The following is a 6102-nucleotide window of genomic DNA, read 5'->3' on the forward strand; positions in this document are numbered from 1 at the left end:
GAGATCCTCCGGGCGATCTGGGAGAACCGCGATCAGCTCGGCTACGCCTGGCGCATCCTGCGGGATGGGGTCTGCGACGGGTGCGCCCTGGGCACCGCCGGGATGCGCGACTGGACCATCACCGGGATCCATCTCTGCAACATCCGCCTGCGTCTGCTCCGTCTCAACACGATGCCTCCCCTTGACATCCGCCTCCTCTCGGACGTGCGATCCCTGGCCCAGCGATCCGCCCGCGAGCTCCGCGCCCTGGGCCGCCTTCCCTACCCGATGATCCGACATCGCGGCGAGCCCGGCTTCCGCCGGATTTCCTGGGACGAGGCCCTGGACTTCATCGCCGGCTTCATCCACCGCACGGCACCGCAACGGCTGGGCTTCTATCTCACCAGCCGCGGCCTCCCCAACGAGGCCTACTACGTGGCGCAGAAGGCGGTCCGGGCAATGGGGACCAACTCCATCGACAACGCGGCGCGGGTCTGTCACGCCCCCAGCACCCTGGCCCTCCGGTCGGCCCTCGGCGTGGCCGCCACCACCTGCTCCTACACGGATCTGATCGGGACGGACCTCATCGTGTTCTTCGGCTCGAACGTGGCGAACAACCAGCCGGTGATGATGAAGTATCTCTACTACGCCCGCAAGGCCGGAACCCGGGTGGCGCTGGTCAACCCGTATCGGGAGCCGGCGATGGAACGATACTGGGTTCCCTCCGATGTGGAGAGCGCCCTGTTCGGGACCCGGATCACGGATCGCTTTTTCCAGATCCGGGTGGGCGGCGACATCGCGTTCATCCACGGCGCCATCCGGCACATGATCGAACAGGGATGGATGGACGAAGCCTTCATCCGAGCGCACACGACCGGCTTCGAGGAACTGCAGGCTTTGCTGATGGCCATGCCATGGGAGGAACTGGAAGAAAGCGCCGGGCTTTCCCGGGAGGAGATGCTGGACTTCGCCCGCATGGTGGCGGAAGCCCAGCGGGCGGTCTTCGTGTGGAGTATGGGGATCACCCAGCACGCCCATGGGGAGGACAACGTCCACGCCATCATCAACCTCGCCCTGACCCGGGGCTTCGTCGGCCGGGAGGGATGCGGCCTGATGCCCATCCGGGGCCACTCGGGGGTCCAGGGCGGGGCCGAGATGGGCGCTTACGCCACGGTGTTCCCGGGCGGCCTCCCCATCAACGAGGAGAACGCCCGTCGCCTCTCGGCACTTTACGGCTTTGAGGTGCCCTCTCAACGCGGCCTCACCGCCCCGGAGATGGTGGAGGCCGCCCACCGCGGGGAGCTGGACCTCCTCTTCTCCGTGGGCGGCAACTTCCATGAGGTGCTCCCCCGCCCGGACTTCGTCCGCGAGGCCCTGGAGCGGGTCCCCCTCCGGGTCCATATGGACATCGTCCTCTCGCCCCCCATGTTCTTCGAGCCGGGGGAAGCGGTCCTCCTGCTCCCGGCCGCCACGCGTTATGAGGGCCCAGGCGGGGTCACCGAGACCACCACGGAGCGCCGGGTGATCTTCAGCCCGGAGATCCCGGGGCCGCGCATCGGGGAAGCGCGCCCGGAGTGGTGGGTTTTCGGGGAACTGGCCGCTCGGGTCCGCCCGGAACTCGCCGATCGTGTCCGCTTCCCCCACACCTCCGCCATCCGGGAGGAGATCGCGCGGGTCATTCCTCAATACGACGGCATCCAGCATCTGCGGAAGAAGGGGGATCAGTTCCAGTACGGCGGGCCCCGGCTGTGCGAGGGCTGGCGTTTCCCCACCCCCGATGGGAAGGCCCGCTTCAAAGCGGTGCCGCTTCCTCGGGTGGAGATCCCGGAGGGCGCGTTCCGGGTGGCCACCCGACGGGGGAAGCAGTTCAACAGCATGGTCCAGGAGGATGTGGATCCCCTCAACGGCCTCCCCCGGGACGCCGTGCTGATGCACCCGGCCGACGCCGAACGGCTGAAGCTCCGCCCGGGGGATCGGGTGCGGCTCTATAACGCCCACGGCGTGTTCTACGGTCGGGTGTTCCTGGGGGATGTGAAGCCGGGCAGCCTTCAGATCCACTGGCCGGAGGGGAACGTCCTGGCCGCGCCGGACGTCCGCTCCCCGCTGGCAGGGATCCCGGCTTATAAAGGCATCGTGGCGTATGTGGAAAAGGTGACCGATTGAATCCGCTCGATCGGGATGGAAAGGAGAACTCGGATGGGCCGGGATGGCGCGTGGAAGGGATGGCCCATCACCGGCTGGCGGCGGGATCACGCCGAGGCCCGGGAGGATGTGGTGATTGTGGAGGAGCCCCTGGAGATCCAGGCGGTGGTCCCAGGGGATGGGACGATGGAGGTTTTCCCCGTCGCGGTCACCATGCGAACCCCCGGGGATGATGAGGAGCTGGCGCTGGGCTTCTTCTACACCGAGGGCCTGATCGACGACCCGCAACCGCTGGCCCACGGCCTGTCGATCGAGCGCCCCTCCCCGAACGAAGCGCGGGTGATCCTGCCGCCCGAACTTCGGATCGACCGGCAACGGCTGACCCGGCATTTTTACATGACCAGCAGCTGCGGGGTGTGCGGAAAGGCCGCCATCGAGGCGGTGTTCGTTCAGGGATTCCCCTCGTTGCCAGAAGATGGGCCGGTGATCCCCCTTTCGCTCCTGTATGACCTCCCCCGTCGGCTCCGGGAGGCGCAGACGCTCTTCCGGCGCACCGGCGGGCTGCATGCGGCGGCGATCTTCGATCCGGAAGGGCGATTGCGCTGGTTGCGGGAGGATGTCGGCCGCCATAATGCGGTGGATAAAGTCATCGGCGCCGCGCTTCGGGAGGGATGTCTGCCCCTGGGCCGGGCGGTGATGCTGGTGAGCGGCCGGGCGGGCTTCGAGATCGCCCAGAAAACGCTGCGGGCGGGCATTCCCATCCTGGCCGCCTTAGGGGCGCCCTCCAGCCTCACCCTCGAGCTGGCCCAGGCGGTCGGGATGACCGTGGTGGGCTTCCTGCGGGAAGGCGGAGCCAACGTCTACACGGCCCCGTGGCGGATCCACGTCCACGGCGCGACGTGATCCGCGCTGGACCCCGAACGCGCCTCCACATTCCCACGCGATCGCTCGCCGAACTTCAGGCGCAAGGATCGCCCCTGCGCCCGGGAAATGAAGGGAGGCTGGATCGCAGAAAGCCGCCTCCTCTGCCTGCGAAATCCCCAACTCGCCCGATCGCAGAGAAGGATCGGACAGGGACTTCCCCCAACTCTGAGAGGGCCTGGTGAATCCGAACCCGCTATACTACAAAGGAAGAACCCCGGAGCGAGCTCGCCGGACGGCATCGCATCCGCCCATCCGCTCTTTCAACGATCGATCGTCCATGATCGAGGCACCTGTCCGACGCATCTTGGGAGTCCGGGTCCACGACGTCACCATGGGCGAGGCCCTGCGCATCGTGGAGGCCTTCCTGGCCGGGGGCCAGTCCCATCAGATCTGCACGGTGAACCCGGAGTTCGTGATGCGCGCCCAGCGGGATCCCGCGTTCTTCCAGACCCTGGAAAACGCGGACCTGAACGTCCCGGACGGGGTGGGGTTGTTGTGGGCGGGGCGGGTTCTCGGGCAGCCCCTGCGGGAACGGGTCCCCGGCGTCGAGCTGATGGAGGCCTTAGCCGCCCGGGCGGCGGAGCGGGGATGGCGGATCTTCCTGTTGGGGGCCGCAGCGGGCGTGGCCGATCGCGCCGCCGCCGTCCTGCAGGCCCGATATCCGGGCCTGGTTGTCGCCGGGACCTTCGCCGGCTCCCCCCGGCCCGAGGACGCGCCCGCGATCCTGGAGCGCCTGCGGCGAGCGCGGCCGGATCTGCTCTTTGTGGCCTATGGCGCACCCCAGCAGGACCTCTGGATCGCCCGCTATCAGCCCGAACTGGGCATCCCGGTGGCGATGGGCGTAGGAGGGGCGTTCGACTTCATCGCGGGGATGGTGCCCCGCGCCCCACGCTGGATGCGGGAGGCCGGCCTCGAATGGCTCTACCGCCTGATCCGCCAGCCGTGGCGCTGGCGGCGCATGCTGGCTCTTCCCCAGTTCGTCCTCGCCGTCCTGGCCGCCCGCTACGGGGGCGGGGGGACCGGGGCGGGCGCCGGGTAGACCTGCGCCGCGAACTCGTCCCAGTAGCCCCGCATCTGGGCCGGACCGTAGGCGAAGATCGCCATCCCCCGCGCGCCCAGCGATCGCGCCGTCTCGATCCGATCCCGGACATCCTGGAAACAGGCGTAGCCGCCGTGGATGCCCGGGAAGACGTAGCGCCCCGGCGCCCGCGCCTGGAAATCCGCCACCAGCGTCCGGAACCGTTCGAGCGTCCAGACCGTGGTGTCGGGGCAGTTCGCCGAGGGGGCTGCGGGATAGATCATCGGCATCAGGGCGTCCACCCAGCCCTCCCGGAGCCAGCGCACGGAGTCCTGGTAATAATCCGAGTATCCCGACGTGAAGCCCGGCCAGCCCCATCGGTTCTGGTAGACCCCCCAGACGGCCGCGGTCACCCAGGCGTGGGGGCGGATCCCCTTGACCGCTGCCCGGACCTCCTGCACCAGGGCGTTGACCTGCTCCCGCTGCCATTCCGCCCGCGCCGCCGGGTCGCTGAACGAGGGGGTGAAGGGATCATAGGAGTAATCCCGTCCTGGATAGCGGACGAGGTCCAGGTGCACACCATCCAGGGGATAGCGGACCATGAGATCCTGGACCACCCGGACCACCTGATCGCGCACGCCGGGCCAAGCGGGGGTGGCCCAGAGATAAGAGGAGCAGGTCATCAGGTTCATCGGATTCCCCGAGGAATCGTGGGCGCGCCACGCGCTCCAGGACCGGCCGTTGGTGCGGGAGAAGGTCCAGAAGGGGTGGGGCGGGTTCAGGCCGTCGGGTGGGGCGCCGACGCCGCAGAGCCACGTGGGATACACGTTGACGTAGGCGTGGACCTGGAGGCCACGGGCGTGGGCGGCGTCGAGCAGAATGCGGAGGGGGTCGAAGCCGGGGGAAATGCCCGTGGTGCGGGTAACGGTGCCGGTGAGGCGGGCGGCCCACGGCTCGTGGCCGGGGGTATAGTAGGCGTCGCCGGTGCCGCGGACCTGGAAGAGGAGCACGTTGAAGCGGGCGGCGGCCGCCCCCTCGGCGATCGCAACGAGGGCCTCCGGCCGCGCGGGGGTGCCGTCCGTCCGCGTCCAGTCGAAGCGGGTGACCCAGAGGGCGCGGAACTCGGGAGCGGGGGCGCGAAGGATCAGCGGGAGGTAGGCCCGATAAGGGCCCGGCGGACTGGGTGGCGTGGGGAGGATCTGAGGGAGCGGCGTGCGGGCCGCCGGCGCGGGCGGGACGTATCCGCTCCGCTGATACCAGAGGGCGTTCTCCACGTCCACGGGGGCGAGGGCGCCGGTCGGCGGTGCCCCCCCGAGGCCCAGAGCCAGGATCATCCATCCCAGCGTCCGCACTCTCCCACGGCCGCATGCTTGGAGAGGGAACATCGCTCCTCCTTAAAGGCGTGAAAGCGGGCGCAGGCCCGCGCCGTCCGCAAGCCTGCCCATCCCGCTCTTCGAGTCCGCTCCTTAGGATGATACAATATAAGAGCGCATCTCTCTACCCGCCTCGGCGCAGGGCCTTCCTGGCGATTCGAACGCCCTCCCCGATGTCCCCGTAAGGGAGCACGGAGATGGACCCGAAGGAACGCGAGAATTCGATCCGAAGATACCGGAGCGCCGTGGAGAAGGACTGGGCGTATTTAGAGGACTGGAGCGCCCTCTTGGACAGCAAGGCGCCCCTGGATCTCGAAAAAGTCTTCTTTCGGCTGATGGCCCGCCCGCGGCCAGAGCGGAAGCCGGTGGAGCCGCTCGAGCCGGAGCTGGACGCCGACCCGAAGCGCTTGGAGGCGGCGGGCTACCCAGCGGTTGATCGGGAGGTCTTACCCCCGATCCCCCTCGGTCAAATCCTTCGCGAAACCCGCCACGCCGTCCTCCTGGGCGAGCCCGGCGCGGGCAAGTCACCACCCTACGATTCATCGGCCTGTGCTTCGCCCGCGTCGAGCAGAACTGGCATCGGGAACGCCTCGGCGTCGAAGAGCCCCTCGTGCCCGTGCTCCTGCGGTTGGCCGATCTCCATGCAGACCTGGGAAAGCAGCCCCC

The 6102-nt window shown here is 68.7% G+C and carries 4 protein-coding genes; 3 read left to right on the top strand and 1 reads right to left on the bottom strand.

The annotated features are described in order from the left end of the window. From NZM16_RS08180 to NZM16_RS08190, 3 genes are all read left to right on the top strand, one after another. The coding region (locus tag NZM16_RS08180; RefSeq protein WP_295479839.1) for an FdhF/YdeP family oxidoreductase at positions 1-2142 on the top strand (2142 nt) is incomplete at its 5' end. 33 nt (positions 2143-2175) lie between these two features. Continuing rightward, positions 2176-3024 carry a formate dehydrogenase accessory sulfurtransferase FdhD gene (gene fdhD, locus NZM16_RS08185; protein ID WP_295453196.1) on the top strand — a complete coding sequence of 283 codons (849 nt, stop codon included), beginning with the start codon at positions 2176-2178 and terminating at the stop codon, positions 3022-3024. A 298-nt stretch (positions 3025-3322) separates the two neighbouring features. Further along, positions 3323-4084, top strand: a complete 762-nt coding sequence (locus NZM16_RS08190; protein ID WP_295479841.1) for a WecB/TagA/CpsF family glycosyltransferase — start codon at positions 3323-3325, stop codon at positions 4082-4084. Here the strand turns inward: NZM16_RS08190 and NZM16_RS08195 are convergent. After that, the gene (locus tag NZM16_RS08195; RefSeq protein ID WP_295479843.1) at positions 4048-5448 is read right to left on the bottom strand and encodes a family 10 glycosylhydrolase; all 1401 of its coding nucleotides are present in this window, start codon (positions 5446-5448) and stop codon (positions 4048-4050) included. The two genes, NZM16_RS08190 and NZM16_RS08195, sit on opposite strands and share 37 nt — an antisense overlap. Positions 5449-6102 lie beyond the last annotated feature (654 nt).

The sequence above is a fragment of the Thermoflexus sp. genome, from assembly GCF_025055495.1.
Taxonomy (GTDB): domain Bacteria; phylum Chloroflexota; class Anaerolineae; order Thermoflexales; family Thermoflexaceae; genus Thermoflexus.